Source organism: Acinetobacter sp., from assembly GCF_050285345.1.
Lineage (GTDB): Bacteria > Pseudomonadota > Gammaproteobacteria > Pseudomonadales > Moraxellaceae > Acinetobacter.
In genome coordinates, this window is the sequence record NZ_JBLZXR010000121.1 from 1 (window position 1) to 18,637 (window position 18,637).

The 18,637-nt window shown below is 40.5% G+C and carries 20 protein-coding genes; 10 read left to right on the forward strand and 10 right to left on the reverse strand.

All coding sequences use genetic code 11. The annotated features are described in order from the left end of the window. Window positions 1–80: 80 nt before the first annotated feature. Complete coding sequence (locus ACN6OV_RS10685; protein WP_427952795.1) at window positions 81–569, reverse strand: DUF1289 domain-containing protein; 489 nt, start codon at window positions 567–569, stop codon at window positions 81–83. 190 nt (window positions 570–759) lie between these two features. Here ACN6OV_RS10685 and ACN6OV_RS10690 point away from each other — a divergent pair, with 190 nt between their 5' ends. From ACN6OV_RS10690 to ACN6OV_RS10705, 4 genes are all read left to right on the forward strand, one after another. After that, window positions 760–1,692, forward strand: a complete 933-nt coding sequence (locus ACN6OV_RS10690) for a rhodanese-related sulfurtransferase (RefSeq protein WP_427952797.1) — start codon at window positions 760–762, stop codon at window positions 1,690–1,692. 195 nt (window positions 1,693–1,887) lie between these two features. Beyond that, a complete protein-coding gene (locus ACN6OV_RS10695) occupies window positions 1,888–2,181 on the forward strand; it encodes an FUSC family protein (RefSeq protein ID WP_427952799.1) in 294 nt (97 codons plus the stop codon). 340 nt (window positions 2,182–2,521) lie between these two features. Beyond that, window positions 2,522–3,133 carry a DedA family protein gene (locus ACN6OV_RS10700; protein ID WP_427952801.1) on the forward strand — a complete coding sequence of 204 codons (612 nt, stop codon included), beginning with the start codon at window positions 2,522–2,524 and terminating at the stop codon, window positions 3,131–3,133. Window positions 3,134–3,158: 25 nt separating this feature from the next. Continuing rightward, window positions 3,159–3,569, forward strand: coding sequence for an ABZJ_00895 family protein (locus ACN6OV_RS10705; protein WP_427952803.1), 411 nt, complete (start codon window positions 3,159–3,161; stop codon window positions 3,567–3,569). Between the two features lie 54 nt (window positions 3,570–3,623). On the opposite strand, the gene ACN6OV_RS10710 is transcribed toward ACN6OV_RS10705, so the two are convergent. Next, on the reverse strand, window positions 3,624–4,148 hold the full coding sequence (locus tag ACN6OV_RS10710; RefSeq protein ID WP_427952805.1) for a YecA family protein: 525 nt from the start codon (window positions 4,146–4,148) through the stop codon (window positions 3,624–3,626). Window positions 4,149–4,215: 67 nt separating this feature from the next. Then, the gene (locus tag ACN6OV_RS10715) at window positions 4,216–4,425 is read right to left on the reverse strand and encodes a PA3496 family putative envelope integrity protein (RefSeq protein WP_086179588.1); all 210 of its coding nucleotides are present in this window, start codon (window positions 4,423–4,425) and stop codon (window positions 4,216–4,218) included. A gap of 400 nt (window positions 4,426–4,825) precedes the next feature. Here ACN6OV_RS10715 and rpoD point away from each other — a divergent pair, with 400 nt between their 5' ends. The 6 genes from rpoD (at window position 4,826) to ACN6OV_RS10745 (ending at window position 11,391) form a co-directional block, all read left to right on the forward strand. After that, entirely contained in the window at window positions 4,826–6,712 is a 1,887-nt protein-coding gene (rpoD, locus tag ACN6OV_RS10720) for an RNA polymerase sigma factor RpoD (protein ID WP_427952807.1), read from the forward strand. A 114-nt stretch (window positions 6,713–6,826) separates the two neighbouring features. Next, window positions 6,827–7,114, forward strand: coding sequence for a YbeD family protein (locus ACN6OV_RS10725; protein ID WP_427952809.1), 288 nt, complete (start codon window positions 6,827–6,829; stop codon window positions 7,112–7,114). Window positions 7,115–7,270: 156 nt separating this feature from the next. Continuing rightward, window positions 7,271–7,930, forward strand: a complete 660-nt coding sequence (gene lipB / locus ACN6OV_RS10730) for a lipoyl(octanoyl) transferase LipB (protein ID WP_427952811.1) — start codon at window positions 7,271–7,273, stop codon at window positions 7,928–7,930. A 75-nt stretch (window positions 7,931–8,005) separates the two neighbouring features. Then, a complete protein-coding gene (locus tag ACN6OV_RS10735) occupies window positions 8,006–8,539 on the forward strand; it encodes a hypothetical protein (RefSeq protein WP_427952813.1) in 534 nt (177 codons plus the stop codon). Window positions 8,540–8,542: 3 nt separating this feature from the next. Beyond that, entirely contained in the window at window positions 8,543–9,727 is a 1,185-nt protein-coding gene (locus ACN6OV_RS10740) for an iron-containing alcohol dehydrogenase (RefSeq protein WP_427952815.1), read from the forward strand. A 266-nt stretch (window positions 9,728–9,993) separates the two neighbouring features. Then, a complete protein-coding gene (locus ACN6OV_RS10745; protein WP_427952817.1) occupies window positions 9,994–11,391 on the forward strand; it encodes an APC family permease in 1,398 nt (465 codons plus the stop codon). Window positions 11,392–11,514: 123 nt separating this feature from the next. Here ACN6OV_RS10745 and ACN6OV_RS10750 read toward each other — a convergent pair whose 3' ends face one another. From ACN6OV_RS10750 to ACN6OV_RS10780, 7 genes are all read right to left on the reverse strand, one after another. Then, window positions 11,515–11,922 carry a hypothetical protein gene (locus ACN6OV_RS10750; protein WP_427952819.1) on the reverse strand — a complete coding sequence of 136 codons (408 nt, stop codon included), beginning with the start codon at window positions 11,920–11,922 and terminating at the stop codon, window positions 11,515–11,517. Between the two features lie 178 nt (window positions 11,923–12,100). Beyond that, complete coding sequence (locus ACN6OV_RS10755; protein WP_427952821.1) at window positions 12,101–12,580, reverse strand: tRNA (cytidine(34)-2'-O)-methyltransferase; 480 nt, start codon at window positions 12,578–12,580, stop codon at window positions 12,101–12,103. A 265-nt stretch (window positions 12,581–12,845) separates the two neighbouring features. Next, a complete protein-coding gene (gene cysG / locus ACN6OV_RS10760; protein ID WP_427952823.1) occupies window positions 12,846–14,228 on the reverse strand; it encodes a siroheme synthase CysG in 1,383 nt (460 codons plus the stop codon). A 134-nt stretch (window positions 14,229–14,362) separates the two neighbouring features. After that, complete coding sequence (gene serS / locus ACN6OV_RS10765; RefSeq protein WP_427952825.1) at window positions 14,363–15,634, reverse strand: serine--tRNA ligase; 1,272 nt, start codon at window positions 15,632–15,634, stop codon at window positions 14,363–14,365. Between the two features lie 117 nt (window positions 15,635–15,751). Next, window positions 15,752–16,543, reverse strand: a complete 792-nt coding sequence (locus ACN6OV_RS10770; RefSeq protein ID WP_427952827.1) for an RsiV family protein — start codon at window positions 16,541–16,543, stop codon at window positions 15,752–15,754. A 168-nt stretch (window positions 16,544–16,711) separates the two neighbouring features. Continuing rightward, a complete protein-coding gene (gene lolA / locus ACN6OV_RS10775) occupies window positions 16,712–17,407 on the reverse strand; it encodes an outer membrane lipoprotein chaperone LolA (RefSeq protein WP_427952829.1) in 696 nt (231 codons plus the stop codon). Between the two features lie 211 nt (window positions 17,408–17,618). Continuing rightward, window positions 17,619–18,395, reverse strand: coding sequence for a YadA-like family protein (locus tag ACN6OV_RS10780; protein WP_427952831.1), 777 nt, complete (start codon window positions 18,393–18,395; stop codon window positions 17,619–17,621). Between the last annotated feature and the right edge of the window lie 242 nt (window positions 18,396–18,637).

Consider the following 18,637-nt stretch of genomic DNA (forward strand, 5'->3'; position numbering starts at 1 on the left):
TGCCCGATAAAAAATGGCGAAAACAAGAAGAACCTCAATTGAGGCTCTTCTTATGAAAATTGTGGGACAGCAGTGAGGACTTAGTCCTCTTCTTCCATACTATGCAACAAATGCATGCTGATGCCATCAGCCCTTAAAAAAGCCAAATCATAACTTGCCGTTGCCAATGCCAACACACGGCGCTCAAACTCAGCCCAAAGTGGGCGAACTTCTTTATAATGAATCCCTAAGCCACTGTCGTCGGTGAAGTGACGGTTTTTTTCACATAGCTTTAAAGCGTGATAAAGCTTACGGCCCTTGGTCGCATCCGGACGTAATCGTACACGTTTAGACAACACAAAGCCTTCTACATGAGTAATATCTGCCAATGGCAACATGGGAATCAAAATTTGATCCAATTGCGCATCTAAGCGTCGCCAGATTGCTGTGTGCTGATCGGCAGTATAGGTATTCCACTTAATCACTTCGTGGTTAAAACGACGGCAACCTCGACACACTGAATCACCAAATACCGTAGAACAACGCCCTGCACACGGGGTTAATGAGGCAATTCGACGATCATTACTCAAAACTGACTCCATAACATAAAATTTTCACCTGAACTTACGAGGCCGGCACGACTATACACGCTAAAACTGTTGAATTGAAGCCACGATCATTGGTGCGTGGAAAACCGCGCAGGTCGCTCGCATATTCACATAAATCGCGGTAGAATATGCGCCTTAAATTTTATCCTGTTTTATTAATTTGGAGTACTCCATGAACGCTACTGTAGAACAGCTTGCACCTGTAGAACAGCAAGCGACCACTGGTTGGGTTGTTGCCGCACTTTATCAATTTAAAGAAGTTCAAGACGCTGCTGATCTTCAACAACGTCTTTTAGACTTGGTAAAAACCATTAACCTGTGCGGTACTCTAATTGTTGCAGGAGAAGGCATTAACGGTACAGTTGCTGGCGACCGTAAAGCTGTCGATGTAATCCATCAATTCCTTCTCGATGAAGGTTTTACCAACATGGAATACAAAGAGTCACATAGTGCGGATAAACCATTCCGTAAAATGAAGATCAAACTAAAAAAAGAGATTGTGACTCTAGGTGTAGAAGTTAAACCACGTGATTTAGTCGGCCACTATCTAGATCCGAAAGAATGGAATGAGCTAATTGCACGTGACGATGTGATCTTGATTGATACCCGTAATGACTATGAATATAAAGCTGGTACGTTCAAAGGCGCAATCGACCCGAAAACTGAAACTTTCCGTGAATTCCCAGACTACGTGAAAAAAGAGCTTGAACAGCACAAAAACAAGAAAATTGCCATGTTCTGTACTGGCGGTATCCGTTGTGAAAAATCAACATCTTTATTGCTTCAAGAAGGCTTTAATGAGGTCTATCACCTAAAAGGCGGTGTTTTAAAATACCTTGAAGAAACTCCAGTTGACGAAAGCCTATGGGAAGGTGAATGCTTCGTCTTTGATGGTCGTACTGCGGTCACTCACGGCATGGAAGAAGGCGAAAATACCAAATGTCACGCATGCGGTTGGCCACTGGTTCCTGCTGAGGTTGAACTTCCAAGCTACGAACACGGCGTATCCTGCAAATACTGTATCGACAAAACCACTGAACAGCAAAAAGCTGGCTTCCGTATGCGTCAATCACAAATTGTGGCAGCAAAACGTAAGCGCCTCTAAGTAAATTTTGTTGTAACGATATATAAATAAAAGTCCTATTCTTAGGGCTTTTTTTACTAAACTCACACAGTATTAAAATTCCGCGACAAAATAACTAAAACTAGTGATTTACGAGACTTTATTCACGCATTTATGCTAGATCCGGATCATGATTTATTTAATAACAATTATTAGATACTTGAAAAGGACGGCATTATGTCAAAATTATTAGAATCGACCATTTCAACAACACGCATTACCTTACCAACACCTAAGGCTAAAACTAGTAGCAACGAGCTAAAAAAACATCTTAACCAACAATCACACTTGTTAATTGTGAGCATTGCCACATGTATTGGTGCAGTCTTCGCGTTATTTATTGCCTATAGCTTACAATTACAACCAACTTTACTAAATATAAGTGCTTTATGTTTAGTGCCTTTTGCTTTAGCCATGAGCTTGCGTCAAGTGTATATCCACACCTTAATCAATATGGAGTACGATGATTAAAATCAAGTTTTCAACAATATTCATGCTTTTCAGCAGCATCATAAAATAACTACAAAATAAAATAATCAACTGAAAAGTCTGAGTATTGCTTAAGCTTAAATACTATTAATAAAAAGCATGTCTTGATTGAGTTTTACCCTGTCAATTCTCTATGAAAAACCATCATCCTAAAAAACTTTATTTTATAAAATGATTGAATGGCCAATGATCAAGCCATCTGATAATCAGCGCAGTTCAATTCTTATTGTTGTTATAATTTCAGCTTAACTGCTCTCGAAATCCTTTACCTCTCGGCCATTTCGACATAGGATGAATAACCCTTTTTGTATATCCACTTGTCATGCATATCACTGAATGGATTATTTCAATAATGGAACAATTAGGCTATTTCGGTATCGCCTTATTGATGTTCCTTGATAATGTCTTCCCACCTATCCCTTCAGAAATTATTATGCCGTCCGCGGGATATTCTGCCTCGCAGGGAAAATTATTGTTGATCGGTGTAATCATTGCCGGCTGTATCGGCTCCCTTATTGCCGCTGCGCTGCTGTATTGGATTGGCTATAAATTCAAACATGAAGCAATCTTCCGTTTTGTCGATCGCTATGGCAAATACTTATTCATCAAATCTGAAGATGTACAGAAGTCACTACAATGGTTTGAGCACTATGGTCATCGTATTGTATTTTTTGGCCGTATGATTCCTGCTGTCCGCTCACTGATTAGTATTCCTGCCGGTATGAGTCACATGCCTTTCTGGAAATTCATGTTCTATAGCAGCTTAGGAACGATTATTTGGACCACTTTTCTGGCCTGTGTCGGTTTTTATTTTGGGGAAAACCAACAGCTGATGCAGCAAATTTTTAGCAAAGTGGGGCATGTGATTATTGCCATTACCCTCTTCATTATTGCTTGGATTTTTTATCGCCGCCACCAACGTCGTCATCGTTAATTTTTTATTTTAATTTGGGGCTTTCATGAAACACTACTTACTGCACTTTGCCGCCGTGTATAGCATTGCGTTGGTACTATTGATTACCGTACTTGTCTTTGGCTTAAACCTTGGCGGATTGACCTTAATTCCAACGCTCATCGCGTGTGCTTTGATTAGCGTCGGACATTTTGTGAAAAAAGAACAACGCGTCCCGACCAATCACGAAAAAATTCAACTGGTCTGGGGCTCCAGTGCTGTGGCTATTATGATCGGCAGTTTTTTTGTGTTGTTTTTAGTACTCATGAACCCAAATGCAGAAGCGATTATGAAATCTGTGGATAACGCAGGTATCGGACTGACTGCGGTGATTATGCTGTGCATGGTTGCGATTCATGGTGCAATTTTTCATCTGGCTTACGGTTGGTATGCAGATTATTGCGCTAAAAAACTTTAAATTTCAGGCATAAAAAAGCACCGTCAATCAGGTGCTTTTTTAATCTTGGCGGAATTAATTTGGTGTGTGATACATCAAATATAATTCGTTCAAGTTGGTTGGAATCTCTTCTGCAAGTTCATCCATCAACTGGCCATTGCGACGGAAAGATTCCATTTGTGGATCCTCTTCGTCAATACCACTGAACACCATAATCGGTAAAGTCAGATCAACCAGCTGTTCTTCGAATTCATCGGTGAACCAAGCGTCTTCATTCAGGAACATCGCGTCAACAAAACCAACGCTCCAATCACCCAAACTTGATTCAACATCAGCTTCTTCAATTTCAAACGGAAATTCAATTCCGTCTTCATTGGCAAGATTCTGACGAATAGATTCGAGCCATGCTTTTACCTGTGCAATAATTTCTGCAGGTACTTTTTTCTGATTATTATCAAAAAGTTCGTCTAGCCATTTGTTAAACACTGGGCCAACTGCAATTGCACACAAGAAACCATGAGTCGCTGCAAAATCCAGACCATGCTCGTTGTCATCGCCGTCTAGATATTCACTCAAAAGGTCTAAATTTAAAGCACTCATTTCAAATCCAGAGTTAGAAACTTAATGCGATAGCATAGCATTATCAAGCGCTATGCTAAATCGCTATTTAGTCATCTTCATCATCAAAATCGTCGTCATCGTCGATGTCGTAATCAAAATCCTTAAGCTCACGTTCAAGACGGCGTTGTGCCAGAAGATCATCAATAAGACGGCGCTTTTCTAACGATTCTTTCGCGCTAGTTTTTGCACTCGCCTCATCGAAATTCACATCATCATCACCGTAGTTATCATCTAGTTCAAAATCTGTAGAAGACACTAAAACTACCTCATAATGAAAAAAATTGAAGGGGTCTAGCCGCTATTTATAGGGGATATAAAATATTGTCAAGTTTTATTTGTTTTTTCACTCTCAAAACTTAAAAATAGGGCTTTTTTTCTGAGTAAAACTTGTGGCATGATATAATCCACCCTGCGTCCTTCAATTTTATGACAATTTAAAATGTCAGCTTAAAATGAAATACGTTAGGGATGAACTTGAAAACAACAAATTCACCCCCATCTAGATTATTGAATTTAAATTTTTTAATATCTCCTCAGGCAGCTTAGTGCTGCATAGACCTGATGGGATACGCAAGCCATTCACAAGATTTAATAAGACGATCGTGCTATCATGCACGGTTTTTTACTGCCACAGATTCAACGAAGAGTAAGCAAAGATGAGCGATATGACTTCCCCTACTTCTCAAGTAGCGGCTCTGATTAGCCGAGGCAAAGAGCAAGGTTACCTAACTTTCGCCGAGGTTAACGATCATCTCCCGGACTCAATCACCGAAAGTGAACAGATTGAGGACATCATTCAAATGTTGAATGACGTGGGTATTCCGGTACATGATCGTGCACCAGAATCTGACGATACAATGTTTGAAGGTGGCAATGAGGCGACTGATGAAGTTGCTGAAGAAGAAGCCGCGGCTGTACTTGCATCTGTTGAAAATGAACCTGGTCGTACCACCGACCCTGTACGTATGTATATGCGTGAAATGGGGACAGTTGAACTTCTTACTCGCGAAGGCGAAATTAGCATTGCAAAACGTATCGAAGAAGGTATTCGTGACGTTTTACATTCAATTGCTTATTGGCCAAATGCGGTAGGCGTTGTACTTCAAGAATATAAAGATTATGAAGCTGGCGAGCGTCGCCTTGCTGACATCCTTTCTGGTTATTTAGATCCAGAATCGGATGAAGAAATTCCTGAAGTTATTGAGGAAGAAGCTGAAGTAGATGAAGAAGAAGCTGCTTCGAAAAAACCGACCAAAGATGTCAAACTTGATGACGACGATGAAGAAGAAGAAGCTGAAAGTGATGACGAGTCTGAAGGTGAGTCTGGTCCAGATCCAGAAATTGCCAAAGCACGTTTCAATGAACTTGAACAAGCTTGGTTAACAACCAAAGCGCAAATTGAAAAGCATGGTCGTGACAGTGAACAAGCTGCTGCAGCGTTAGAAGCACTTGCATCTGTGTTCATGATGTTTAAATTTACTCCACGTTTATTCGACATCATTTCAAACCTGATTCGTGACACTCATGAGCAAATTCGTACTTCAGAGCGTGAAGTAATGCGTTATGCCGTACGTCGTGGTCGTATGGATCGTACTCAATTCCGTACGTCGTTCCCGGGCCAAGAATCAAACTTTGCTTGGTTAGACGAACAAATTGCCAAAGCTCCTGCTGAAATGAAAGGCTACCTTGAAAAAGTGCGTCCAGACATTTTAGCTTTCCAGCAAAAAATTGCAGATATTGAAAAAGAATTGGGCTTAGATGTTAAAGGCATCAAAGACATTTCTAAACGTATGTCGATTGGCGAAGCGAAAGCACGTCGTGCGAAAAAGGAAATGGTTGAAGCCAACTTACGTTTGGTAATTTCGATTGCGAAAAAATATACTAACCGTGGTTTGCAATTCCTTGACTTGATTCAAGAAGGTAACATCGGCTTGATGAAAGCAGTGGATAAGTTTGAATACCGTCGTGGTTATAAGTTCTCAACTTATGCAACATGGTGGATTCGTCAAGCAATTACACGTTCGATCGCCGACCAAGCACGTACCATTCGTATTCCAGTACACATGATCGAAACTATAAATAAGATCAACCGTGTATCGCGTCAACTTCTTCAAGAAATGGGGCGTGAACCAACTCCTGAAGAACTCGGTGAACGTCTGGAAATGGACGAAGTTAAAGTTCGTAAAGTACTGAAAATTGCTAAAGAACCGATTTCAATGGAAACACCAATCGGTGATGATGAAGATTCGCATCTTGGTGACTTCATTGAAGATGGTAACATTACCTCTCCAATTGATGCAGCAACGTCAGAAGGCTTGAAAGAAGCAACACGTGAAGTGCTTGAGAACTTAACTGAACGTGAAGCAAAAGTACTGAAAATGCGTTTCGGTATCGATATGCCAACCGACCATACCTTGGAAGAAGTGGGTAAACAGTTTGATGTAACACGTGAACGTATTCGTCAAATTGAAGCGAAAGCATTACGTAAATTACGTCACCCTTCTCGCTCTGAACACTTACGTTCATTCCTAGAAAACGACTAATTTCCCCAACCCATTTTGGAGACTTGAAAAATTAGATCTTGTCTCCATTTATGTAGTTAAGAAAATCACAAAGCCTGCACTTATGCAGGCTTTGTCCATCATTTGAGGTGAACTATGATAGACCGCACTCCATCTCGCGAACTCCGTGAAGATCTTTGGGTATTCCCGATGGACTATCCAATTAAATTGATCGGTAATGCTGGAACTGAATTACACGGTGCTGTCGTAGAAATTTTAGTGAAGCATTTTCCTGACTTCGATGAAGCAACTCTAGCAGTTCAGCCTTCACGTACAGGTAAATATCACTCTATTACTGCGCAGCTTCGTTTCGAAGAACTCGAACAAGTGCATGCGCTTTATGCTGATTTAGCAGCATGTGAACATATTCGAACTGCACTATAATTGCAGCAACTGCATACTTAAAAACACGCTTTCGGGTGTGTTTTTTTATGCAAGTTTTTTTAAAACTGCTTGAATGTTTAATCCATATCTCTCCTTTTATTCAAGCAATTCATTATAATCAAAGCATCGAGTTGATAGAAAAAGGACGCAATCAGCGTGACTGTGACTGTTCAAAAACCGAAATTAATCATTCGCCAATACAACCATCTAACTCCCTATGAAGATCGTTTTGTCGAAATGAAAACCTATACAGAACAGCGAGATGAAAACTCACCCGATGAGCTGTGGATTTTGCAGCATCCAGATGTCCTCACCCAAGGCCAAGCTGGCAAACCTGAACATATTTTAATGCACAGCAATATTCCTGTGGTGCAAACTGACCGTGGTGGACAGGTGACTTGGCATGGTCCAGGGCAATTGGTCGCTTATTTCATGTTCGACCTGAATCGTCTCGGCTGGAACGTGCGAACTCTTGTGTCCTATGCAGAAAATTTAATGATTGATCTGCTGAAAAAATATGGCATTGAGGCCTACGCCAAACCCGATGCGCCGGGTGTATATGTCAATGAGCGTAAAATTGGGTCTTTGGGTTTTAAAATTCGTAAAGGTCGTAGCTATCATGGCTTAGCGCTGAATATCGACTGTGACTTATTCGGTTTTCACACCATCAACCCATGTGGTTATGCAGGATTGGAAATGGTGCGTATTCAAGATTTAGTACCCAATTACCCTAATTTTGAAAACTTATGCACTGATATCATTGATACTTTGAAAAACAGCGGTTACTTTAAAGATGTAATCGTCAAACAACTATAAAAGCTTTTGCTTTCTAAAACAAAATAATTTAGAGTAAATACTCTAAATAAATAATTATAGCTAAGGGAAGATCGCGTGATTGCAACTAAATCCGTTAAACCCGCGCTCCAACAGGCCTATGTCAAACTCATGATGGATGTGATTGGCAGAGGTCTGGTTATGGCGAGCCAGGTCGATGAAGAGATCAAACAAGAAATTGCTAAATTTCCGGTCAATTTCATTCTCTCTATGAATATTTTTCCGAATGGCCCAGCATTTGTTGCACAAGTGACTGAAGATCAGCAACTGAAACTCCTGACCTCAGGTGCTCAAAAACCTGATCTCACTATTACCTTTAAACATGTGGCACATGCCTTTTTAGTATTTTCATTTCAGGAAAGTACAGCACAAGCTTTTGCCAATGACCGCATGATTGCTGATGGTGATTTGTCCTATGCCATCCGTCTTGTGCGTTGTCTGAATAAAATGGAAGCTTTAATTCTGCCAAAACTGGTTGCAGAGCTTGCAGTCAAAGAATATCCAACACATTTAAGCCTAAAAGAAAAACTGAGCGGTGCTGCAAATATCTATTTAAAAGTAGCCCAGTCTTATTTAAAACGGAGCACATAACACATGGCTAAACCATATTACGAATTTTTCTGTCCTGTAAAAGTGATTGCTGGCCATGCTGCGTTAGAACACATTCCATTTGAACTTTCAACTTTGGGTTCAAAACGCCCAATGATCATTACCGACAAAGGTGTGCGCAGTAATAATTTACTCACACCAATTGAAGCGGCATTTGAAAGTACTGAAGCGGTCATTGGTTATATTTTTGATGATGTACCTCCTGATTCAAGCTTAGAAACCGTGCGTAAAGCGGCTCAGCTTTATCGTGATAACAACTGCGATGCGATTATTGCGGTCGGTGGTGGTTCAGTGATTGATACTTCAAAAGCCACCAATATTTTGGTCTCTGAAGGTGGTGATGACCTACTAAAATATTCAGGGGCGCATAACTTACCAAAACCGTTGAAGCCCTTCTTCGTGATTCCAACGACGTCAGGCACAGGTTCTGAAGTGACCATGGTGGCTGTAGTTTCTGACCCTGAAAAAAATGTCAAAATGGCATTTGCATCTAACTACTTAATGCCACATGCCGCGATTCTTGATCCACGTATGACCCAGACTTTGCCACCGCATTTAACCGCCATGACTGCGATGGATGCGATGACTCATGCGATCGAAGCCTATACCTGTATGGCAGCCAATCCAATTTCAGATGCTTATGCAACTGCAGCCATTAAGAAAATCAGCAATAATCTGTTTAATGTTTTAGACAATACCGCTGATGCGCATGGCCGTTTAGAACTGGCGCAAGCTTCAACGATGGCGGGAATTGCATTTTCGAACTCGATGGTCGGCTTAGTGCATTCATTGGGTCATGCCCTAGGTGCTGTTGCGCACTTACCGCACGGCTTATGCATGAACCTATTTTTACCCTATGTGCTTGAGTACAACAAAGAAATTAATGGCGATAAAATTGCAGATTTATTGTTAGTGCTTGCAGGTCCTGACATCTATGCGCAAACGCCTGCCAACCAACGTGCGGATAAAGCCATTTCCACCATCTTAACCATTCGCGATCGTCTGTTTACGTTGACCAAATTGCCACGCACCTTAAGCGAAACTGGCAAAGTAACCGAAGCCCAACTTGATGAAGTGGCGGAGAAGGCACTGAATGATGGTTCGATTATTTATAACCCGAAAGAGGCGAGTCTAGAAGACTTGAAAAGTATTCTAAAAAAAGCTTGGTAATTACTGAAAAATAAGCGAATATAGCGACCAAATTAAGCCTGATGTTTTTTTAAACATCGGGCTTTTCACTTGCAGAAACAAAGATAAGTTACTTTTTGATCAAACTGGCCTTATTTCTGCGAAAAATAATTTCAAAGTTACTGACAAAATGTACCATTTTGGAGTAGATTGGCGCACTTTTGTTTTAAAACGTAGGGGGGATCGTTCGTCTCAAACGATCCTTAGAACATGAATGATCCTTGATCAACGATAAGAGGATAACGCCGTTGACAAATTTCTCTGGGACTCAATCGGCAGCTAAACTGCAAAAAACGCTTGGACTCTGGCACATCATCATTATTGGTTTGGCTTACATCCAACCCATGACTTTATTTGATACTTTTGGTTTAGTATCTGAAGAAAGTCACAAACACGTGCCCACTTCTTACATTATTGCCCTCATTGCAATTTTGTTCACCTCTATCAGTTATGGTCATATGATCCGTCGTTATCCGTCATCGGGTTCGGCGTATACCTATGCTCAAAAATCGATTCACCCGAACGTTGGTTTCATGGTGGGGTGGTCATCTTGGTTAGATTACCTACTCTCACCAATGGTGAATATTATTCTTGCCGTAATCTACCTTGAAGCACTCTTCCCATCGGTTAACCATTGGGTATGGGTGATTGTACTGACCGCATTTATGACTGGTATCAACTTACGCGGTGCGCGTTTTGTTGCTAACTTTAACAGCCTGATTGTATTGGTACAGCTTCTGGTGATTGGTATTTTCACATGGATGGTCTACAGCAAACTTCAAATGGGCTTCAATGCAGATGGTCCTATTTCTGCGACAGAGCGTTATCAGTTATGGAGTTTAGAGCCTTTCTGGAATGAATTAACTTCGGTTGGCGCATTGGTTACAGGTGCAACCCTACTTTGTTTCTCATTCACCGGTTTTGACTCATTGAGTTCTCTTGCTGAAGAAACCAAAGACACAGAGAAAACCCTGCCTAAAGCAATTTTCTTAACAGCTTTAATTGCAGGTGTGATCTTCATTGTCAGCACGTACTTTATGCAGCTCTACTTCCCTTCTGAGCCGGGCAAATACTTCAAAAATATTGCTGAAACTCAACCGGAAATTTTACTCTTGGTCGGTGGTTCATTGTTCCAGTCTTATGTCCTTACTTTCGCAATTGTGACCGTAATGGCATCGGGTATTTCGGCACACGCAGGTGTATCACGCTTAATGTATGTGATGGGCCGCGATGGCGTGATTAATAAGAAAGTTTTCGGTCATATTAGTCCGAAAAACTTCACACCGTCTTACAACATCATGATCGTGGGTGCCGTTGCATTAACTGCTGGTTTCATGAATCTTGATATCGTTATTTCGATGATCAGTTTCGGTGCATTAACCGCTTTCACTTTCGTTAACTTATCGGTTATTTCACGTTATGCATTACGTGATGGTCGTACGAAAAATGCCAAAGATATCTTTAGCTTTGTGGTGATTCCATTACTTGGTTTTATCAGTATCTTTGCCATGTGGTTAGAAATTGAAGAAACTGCATTGAAATACGGTTTATGGTGGGCAATGTTCGGTATTTTATACCTAGGTTATAAAACTAAAGGTTTTAAACACCCAGCACCTCAACATAATGAATTTGATGACAAGTTCTAATTACTGATTATTTTTATCAAAAAAGGCTCGATATATATCGAGCCTTTTTATTTGGTATTCATTCTTGAGTAAAGCAAAAAGCCTTTAACTCAAAGCAGAAAAATATCTTTTAACTTAGATCCTTTAACGAAGTCTACAATTGAATCCCATTTGAGTATCCACAATATTGTCTTTATAGCCCAAACTTTGAATAAATAAGTTACGGTCTTCCAATAACTTTTTATCGGCTTCGCTTAGGCGTAATTTATTGGTTTGTACCATCGCATAGGTTTCATTCACCAAGTCTTGGTAAATACCACAAACTTCTTGGCGTTTCAGCTTTTTCAATTGTCGACCGAACCATGAACGCTCAAAATCTTCCACTTTCAGGGTTTTTCCCCATTCTTCAATGCGTTGATTTTGGCGTAGTTGCATTTCTGACAATAACTGCTGAATTTCGGCTTTACTCAAAGGTTGTATTTCCTTAACCACTACTTCCTCTGTATTCGCAATCACCATTGGTGCTACACAGACAGAGAATAAAAAAGCCATGAACCATTTTTTATGGTGATTAAACATACTTCAACTTTACTCTTAATAATTTAATCCTCTTGTTTCTTATACACTTTTTTATATTTCAGTAGAAGTTTTTGCTGAAAATACTTACATAATGCTACTGAGTTTGAACGATAAAAAAACCACCCGGAGGTGGTTTGAGTACAAAAGGTTCTTATTTCAACTCTTGGAAATCTTGCTGGCGCCAAGCTTCATATAGAATCACAGCGGTCGCATTCGACAAGTTCAAACTACGTGAATTGGATGCCATCGGTAAGCGAATCCAATGCGCTTCTGGGAACATCATACGCACATTTTCAGGTAAGCCACGTGTTTCTGGTCCCATCAACAGGGCAACTGGACGATTTAAATTTGACGTATGCGGTGTTTCAAAACCTTTGGTGGTTAATGGATAAATCGCATCCTTCTCAATGCCTTCGGTTTGTAAATGTGCCAAGCATTCTTCGAAGTTTTCCCATACTTTCATATGTGCCCATTCGTGGTAATCCAAACCCGCACGGCGTAATTTTTTATCATCCAACTCAAAACCCAAAGGTTTGACTAGATGTAACTGCGCTCCAGTATTGGCACATAAACGAATGATATTCCCGGTATTTGCTGGAATTTCTGGCTCGTATAAAACAACGTGGATCACAAGATTTTCTCTACTCTTTGGTTAATGATGGAATGAGGTATAGATATCAGCACAATTTCAGGTTTAAAACACTGAACTAAAAAAGCCTTTGCTTTTTGCTCAGGCACAGCCTTCACCCTAAGCTAGACAGCATTTTCACTGTTTATCTTCTTTACTTGACTTGGATAACCTTTGCTTTGCACTCGAGCAGCGTGACCGCTGCTTTATCCTCTTTGCTCAGGCATAGCCTTTGCCTTGCACTCGGGCAACGATTATCAATCGTTGCTTATCCTCGCTCATGCCATTGAAGTTGCTCACGCAGGCTGACCACATCACCAATGATGGTGAGTGTTGGTGCCTGTATTTGATGATCAGCCACTTTCGACGCAATATCAGCAAGCGTACCGACCACCACTTTTTGCTCAGGAGTTGTGCCTTTCGACACTAACGCTACGGGCATATCTGGACGCTGACCATGTGCTATCAGTTTTTCACAAATTTTTTCAAGTCCCACCAAGCCCATATACAAAACAAGGGTTTGATTTTGATAAACTAACTCATTCCAAGGCAATTCTGGCGAGCCTTCTTTCAAATGCCCCGTCAAGAAACGCACACTTTGCGCATAATCACGATGGGTTAACGGAATGCCTGCGTAGGCAGAACAGCCAGACGCTGCAGTAATACCCGGTACAACTTGGAAAGCCACGCCTGCTGCAAACAGTTCCTGAATTTCTTCACCACCACGACCAAAGATAAACGGATCACCACCTTTTAAGCGGCATACACGTTTACCTTCATTAGCATACTTGACCAACAAAGCATTGATACCCTCTTGTGGTACGGCATGGTTGGAGCGCGCCTTACCGACATAGATTTTTTCCGCATCACGGCGGCATAGGTCCATAATCGGCCCAGATACTAAGCGATCATAAATCACCACATCCGCTTGTTGCATCAAACGCAAAGCTTTTAAAGTTAAGAGCTCTGGATCGCCCGGCCCCGCACCGACCAAATACACTTCACCCTTGGGTTTTTGCCATTCATTTAAGGCCTGTTGAATCAGTTGATCTGCGGCAGCAATATTGTCATTAAACACCTGCTCTTTTAGTGGACTGGCGTACAAGTCTTCCCAAAAGATTCGACGTTCATCTGGATTTTCAATCTTGGCTTTGACTGCAGGACGCCATTTACCCGAAAATTTAGCTAATTTCCCCATCCCGTGCGGAATTGAACTTTCTAACTGAGTGCGAATTTGGCGCGACAATACTGGTGATGTGCCATTGGACGCCACCGACACAATTAAAGGAGAACGATCAATAATCGCTGGAACCATAAAACGGCAATGCGGAGGATCGTCTACACTGTTGACCAAGACATTTTCAGCTTCACATGCTTCAAACACTGCTTGATTTACAGCTTTGTCATTCGTTGCCGCAATGACTAAACGGAAATTACGCATTGAGCGAGCTGAATCAAACTTTTGGCTGATATATTGCCCTTGTGTTTGATTGACTAGCGCTAATAAATTCGCATCAATTTCAGGCGATAAAACATGAATGACTGCATGTGCTTTGGCAAGCAGAACCGCTTTACGATAAGCAATATGTCCGCCACCAACAATCAGACAAGGTTGCTGTTGTAACTTTAAAGAGATTGGAAAAATATCCACGCGCACCCTCTAGATTTAGATACTGATTGTTTGCTGCAAATTTCGTGCACGATCTGCGCCAATTGAGGTCGAACTTACAAATAAGTTACAAAAAATCAAGCCCAATTCACGATTGGGCTTGATCATTTAAATGATTAGTCGATGAACTCAGCACCGCCCATATAAGGACGTAATACTGTTGGGATTTCAATCGATCCGTCTGCGCGTTGGTAGTTTTCCATCACGGCAAGTAAGGTACGACCAACAGCGAGGCCTGAACCGTTCAATGTATGCACAAATTCTGTTTTCTTTTGGTCGGCACGGTAACGTGCTTTCATACGACGTGCTTGGAAGTCACCCATGCAAGAACATGATGAAATTTCACGATAAGTATTTTGACTCGGCACCCAAACTTCTAAGTCATAGGTTTTGATTGCGCCAAAGCCCATATCACCGCCACACAGCACCACTTTACGGTATGGTAAGCCCAATGCTTGAAGAATGCCCTCAGCATGACCTGTCAGTTCTTCCAAAGCATCCATTGAAGTTTCAGGTTTCACAATTTGAACCATTTCAACTTTATCAAACTGGTGCTGACGGATTAAACCACGAGTATCGCGTCCATAAGAGCCTGCTTCACTACGGAAACATGGGGTATGTGCTGCATATTTTAAAGGTAGACGTTCAGGGTCAATAATTTCGTCACGCACAAAGTTGGTGACAGGAACTTCAGCCGTTGGAATAAGATAGTATTCTTTTTCGCCTTGAAGTTTGAATAAGTCTTCTTCAAATTTTGGTAACTGACCTGTACCACGCAATGAATCAGCATTAACTAAATAAGGCACATACGCTTCGGTATAACCATTTTCCAAGGTATGGGTATTTAACATAAATTGGGTGATTGCACGTTGTAAACGAGCCAATGGACCTTTTAATACGCTAAAACGTGTACCTGTCAATTTTGTTGCAGTTTCAAATTCTAAACCGCCCATCATTTCGCCAAGATCGGTATGATCTTTAATTTCGAAATCGAATTGGCGTGGCGTACCCCATTTTAGAACTTCAACGTTGTCATTTTCGTCTTTACCTTCAGGTACAGACTCATGTGGCAAGTTTGGAATAGATAAAGATTTTGCTTCGAGTTCGAGCTGAAGCTCAGAAAGTGCAACTTCTGCGGCTTTAATTTCATCACCAATGGCAGACATGCGCGCCATAATTTCAGAGGCATCGCCACCTGCTTTTTTAATTTGGCCAACTTGTTTTGCACCCGCATTACGTTCAGCTTGTAAAGACTCAGTTTTCGACTGAATTTCTTTACGGCGAGCTTCAAGGTCTGCCCACTCTGCGACGTTAAGTTGAACACCACGTTTTGCTAAGGCTAAATTTACAGCCTCAATATTATTTCTGAGTAATTTCGGGTCGATCATAGCCAATCTAAAGTAAAGAAAAAAACTGGCTATAGTGTAAGCTCTTAACGCTGAAAAATACAGTGATCGAGCTTACAGCTGTCCCAAATTGAACCAATATTCTGACTTCAATTTGCCTTATTTAATTTCATAATTGGGTAAATTTGGCAAATATTCAGCTTTAAATAAGCCTTTGACCATGAAGTATGGCAACTTTAACTCAGGCATCCCTTCAGCATAACTTGCCAATTCATATAGTGGATAAACAAAAACAATGCCATTAGCACCATAATAGAAGTTATCACTGAGCTGCAATTGAGTACGCTCAATGTCATGGTTTCCGAGCCACATCGAATTTGAATCATAAAGCGCACTCAACACTTTCGCATCCGCACCTTTGACTAAAATATCTTGCAGCGCTAAACGTTTTTTGGCTTTTAAATCAAAATTGACATATTCCACATGAGACATTCCATGTGCAGCACCTGCAGCATAGGTATAACTTTCAATCGCGAAAGTGGCGATATGCCCCGATTGGCTAATGTAACGTACTGAAGTCGTGCTTTGCCCAATTCCTGCATCTGCATGTTCAGACAAATTAATTTTTTGATCTGGTTCAGTTGAAAATGCAATCGGATCGGCTTTTTTAATACGGTTGCTAAAGTATTGATTAATCCAATCAACATTGGTTTCGACAGTTTGAATTGCATACTGCGTACAACCTTCAGCATCACAAGCTTGGGCATTCGGTAATTTCAACTCGATCGACTTTGATTGAATTAATGGAATGGTATCTGCAACGACAGCTTTTTTCTGTGCAGTAGTTTCGCCTTCAACTGGTTCATTTCGAGGATGACAAGCAGCCAAAGCCCCCATTAAAAAAATAGCTGAAACAGCCGATCCCATAACTTTTATATGCGCTTTTCTCATCCTAAAACCCCTCTACCCACAATCAATTTCAAGCGATTTATTTTTCGCTTACTTTAAATAAGCCTACTACTAAATCCACTTAGTCTTAGACTCAGTGGATTTACATTTCTCCATAAAAAAAGGGGGCTAACTACAGTTAACTCCCATCTCCATTCATCATTCGACCTTTTATTGATCAATGATATCGGTGCCTTTCGGCGGTACGAAATTAAAAGTTGATGCTGGAATCGAAGTATTCACTTTGACATTACTGAAACGTACATTTGTGGTTTGACCCAATGAATCCTGCAAAATCATCAATGTTGGCGCATTATGCGCACCAAAACTAATGGTTAAGCTTTGGAATACACCATCATCATTTTTTGGATATAAGGTGTAATAGGTTTTGGTTTTATTCGGTTGGGTAATCCGGTAGCTCTGCATAATTTGAGAAGTATTCCCTGACAACAATAAAGCCGGCGTATTGGCTACTTGGTCATCTAAACTTTGACGTACAGCTTGTTGTAAATCGGGATCGTAAATCCAAACGGTTTTACCTGTAGTTGCGATAGTTTGTTTCGATGGACTGGTTGTCTCCCAATAGAACTTACCTGGACGTTGCACTTTCATCACGCCGGTAAAGGTTTGGTTCATGTGCTGTGCACTCAAACCTTTTTTCTGTGTTGCTTTCGGATTGGTTACTTTTGTGGTTTGCTGAAAATTCGCGGTAAAGCTTTTAATTCCAGATAATTGTTTCACCAAATTTGCTGTCGCCTGCTGCTCCGACGCTGCAACTGGCGCAGCGAATACTGTTGTACTCATTACTGGTGCCAGAGTCGCTGCACCTAATGCCATAGCACAGATGGTTTTACGAAGCATATTCATAGATTCACCTTTTATATTTGCATTTACGCAATTTTGTTAGATGGCTCATCTTAAACCACTTTCATCTAGTAAATTTAGAGAAAATAAGCAGTTTTGTATGGTTATTAATGCAAAAAGTGAATTTTTATTCATCATGATGGAGAAATTTAGGCAAAAAATAAAAAAGCTCCTGCCGAGGCAAAAGCTTTTTTTCAAAATATTTTATAGATGCTTATTTCCATTGCCATCCAACTGAGACTCCTGCAGCCAAGTTATTTTCAGATTTGCTAATTGTTGAAATTTTATACACGTACTTATTATTTTCAGTGACACCACTGAAACCGAGTGCATAGCCTTGCTCACCTCCCCAAGTTCCCGCACTAACACTAAACATGTTGTAACCCACATCTGTAGGTTGTGGTAATGATGCGATTGCAATATTGGATTCCACCGCCGTATACACACTATCTTCAGAGTGATTCAATGTATGATTGAGCTCGTTTACTCGACGATCAGTAGACTCAACTAAAATTTCTTCTACTGCGTGACTACTTAGACCGCTAGCGACTCTTAGACTCCCTAACCATTTTCCCAGATACCCTTTATACCCATTCTTTTCAGCCAAATCATAAGCACTAAGCCCCTGCAGCCCTGTTGCACCTTTCCCTCCCTTGTCAACTTTCAAACCCTGAAGACTAACATGACTACTATCATTTCTATAAGAGTCATGACCCGATTGACATCTTGTAATACATGTACTACCAATTGTTTCTGTTGAATAATCACCGCTTGCAGCCCAAGTCAGACCACTTAAAACAAATAATGTACTGACTAAAATAAGCTTAAATATTCCCTGTAAATTTTTAGATGATACGGTAAGACAATTTACAATGTTATCAATTAAATACTGTGACTTTTCAACTTTTGAAATATTCAAAACACTTTCTGTATATTTCTGATTTTCAGCGTAGTAGGCATTAATGAATATTTTTTTTAATACGTTATTCATACACCTTTCCTTTTTTTGTATTTATACCTCCCTATTACGCACTCATTATTTTGTGATGCATATCACCATATATTGTGATTTATTGATTTGAAAATTATTTGTAACAATCTAAAAAATAAATTCCTCCATTTTCTACAGATAAAAAAAGCCCACATAATGTGGGCTTTTTTTTCTATTAAAACTTACGCTTCAACAGATACGTAGCGACGACCGAATTGGCCTTTCACTTCGAATTTTACAAC

Bases quoted from the DNA above. Each gene is read 5' to 3' on its own strand.
- ACN6OV_RS10750 (WP_427952819.1), bottom strand. From the start codon at position 11,922: ATGGCTTTTTTATTCTCTGTCTGTGTAGCACCAATGGTGATTGCGAAT.
- ACN6OV_RS10780 (WP_427952831.1), bottom strand. From the start codon at position 18,395: ATGAATAACGTATTAAAAAAAATATTCATTAATGCCTACTACGCTGAA.
- ACN6OV_RS10710 (WP_427952805.1), bottom strand. From the start codon at position 4,148: ATGAGTGCTTTAAATTTAGACCTTTTGAGTGAATATCTAGACGGCGAT.
- ACN6OV_RS10705 (WP_427952803.1), top strand. From the start codon at position 3,159: ATGAAACACTACTTACTGCACTTTGCCGCCGTGTATAGCATTGCGTTG.
- ACN6OV_RS10700 (WP_427952801.1), top strand. From the start codon at position 2,522: ATGCATATCACTGAATGGATTATTTCAATAATGGAACAATTAGGCTAT.
- ACN6OV_RS10740 (WP_427952815.1), top strand. From the start codon at position 8,543: ATGGCTAAACCATATTACGAATTTTTCTGTCCTGTAAAAGTGATTGCT.
- rpoD (WP_427952807.1), top strand. From the start codon at position 4,826: ATGAGCGATATGACTTCCCCTACTTCTCAAGTAGCGGCTCTGATTAGC.
- lolA (WP_427952829.1), bottom strand. From the start codon at position 17,407: ATGAATATGCTTCGTAAAACCATCTGTGCTATGGCATTAGGTGCAGCG.
- ACN6OV_RS10690 (WP_427952797.1), top strand. From the start codon at position 760: ATGAACGCTACTGTAGAACAGCTTGCACCTGTAGAACAGCAAGCGACC.
- serS (WP_427952825.1), bottom strand. From the start codon at position 15,634: ATGATCGACCCGAAATTACTCAGAAATAATATTGAGGCTGTAAATTTA.
- ACN6OV_RS10695 (WP_427952799.1), top strand. From the start codon at position 1,888: ATGTCAAAATTATTAGAATCGACCATTTCAACAACACGCATTACCTTA.
- ACN6OV_RS10770 (WP_427952827.1), bottom strand. From the start codon at position 16,543: ATGAGAAAAGCGCATATAAAAGTTATGGGATCGGCTGTTTCAGCTATT.
- ACN6OV_RS10725 (WP_427952809.1), top strand. From the start codon at position 6,827: ATGATAGACCGCACTCCATCTCGCGAACTCCGTGAAGATCTTTGGGTA.